This is a genomic window from Nocardia sp. BSTN01 (assembly GCF_015354405.1).
In the GTDB taxonomy this organism is placed as follows: Bacteria; Actinomycetota; Actinomycetes; order Mycobacteriales; family Mycobacteriaceae; genus Nocardia.
Window position 1 is genome coordinate 1 of sequence record NZ_JADKYP010000156.1, and the last position, 1,050, is coordinate 1,050.

Here is a 1,050-nt window from a genome sequence, read left to right on the forward strand (position 1 = left end):
TCAACATGCCAGTTGGCGGCGTTCAGTTCCGTCGATGTACCCGGATCCACTGCGCCGCATGATGTCCAGGGTTGGTACGTCGATGGTTGACTGCGGATTTGACCAGCACGGCCACGAGGAACCTGTCCTGTCGCGCACCTCGGCGCGCGGCAGGACAGCGCAATTCAAGACCGTTTGTTCATGTTGGCGAACAGTTCCCGGTTCGCGGCGCGGGGCCGCGTCGAGTCTCGTTCGCGTTCGGTGAGTTGGCCGGCCAGCTCGACGACCTGCTGTTCGAGACCGGTGATTCGGCGTTGCAGCGCGTCGATGTCGGTCGGTGCGCCGAGTCCGGATTCCTGCCAGACGGGCTCGCCCAGGAGCTCGGAACGCTTGCGTTCGAGCTGTTTGTTGTGTGCGGCCAGGCGGCCGATGCGGACCTGGGCGTTGGCCAGATCGACCTTGAGCGCGGCCGGTCGTGACCGCCGCCGCGCCGCCCTCGGCGGCGGGGCCGCGATTGGGTCGACTTGGCGATGTGGATTTGGGCGAGCAGGTCGTGATGGCGATAGACGAACGAGCGGTCGACGCCCGCAGCGCGCGATTATCGGTTCAGCAACCAAGCCGGAAAAACTTACCCGCAAGTTTCTTCAAAGGATATTAAAAAAGCAATGAAGGGACGTTGAGTGAATAACCCAAGATTCGATACTGATGCAGCCTCGGATGCGTTGTCGGCCATGGCCGAAGCGATCGTTCAAGGCTGTGTTGATGAAGAGTTGGAATGGGATGCGCTGACCGTCGTAGTCAATCTCGATCGCCGGCAGTCGATGTTCGGATACCGTTATGCTGATGACGGAAACTGGAGTGCTGATGTGCGTCTCAGTATGCAGGTGCTCGATCGCGCGATTGACCTGCGAACGACCATGACAACTCCGGACGGCAAGGGTTGGAAAGTGTGCCTGATTCAAATCAGGCGATCGGACATGAGTGTTCAAGTCGACTTTGAGTACAAAAACGCTAAACGTTGGCGTGTAACTCCGGTCAACTTAGAGTCGATGGTAGAGGAATTGCGACCTC

At 59.1% G+C, this 1,050-nt stretch carries 2 protein-coding genes; both read left to right on the plus strand.

Features of this window, described 5'->3' with window-relative positions:
* Positions 1–98 precede the first annotated feature (98 nt).
* The gene (locus tag IRT45_RS36280) at positions 99–458 is read left to right on the plus strand and encodes a hypothetical protein (protein ID WP_194810258.1); all 360 of its coding nucleotides are present in this window, start codon (positions 99–101) and stop codon (positions 456–458) included.
* Between the two features lie 201 nt (positions 459–659).
* The coding region (locus IRT45_RS36285; protein WP_194810259.1) for a hypothetical protein at positions 660–1,050 on the plus strand (391 nt) is incomplete at its 3' end.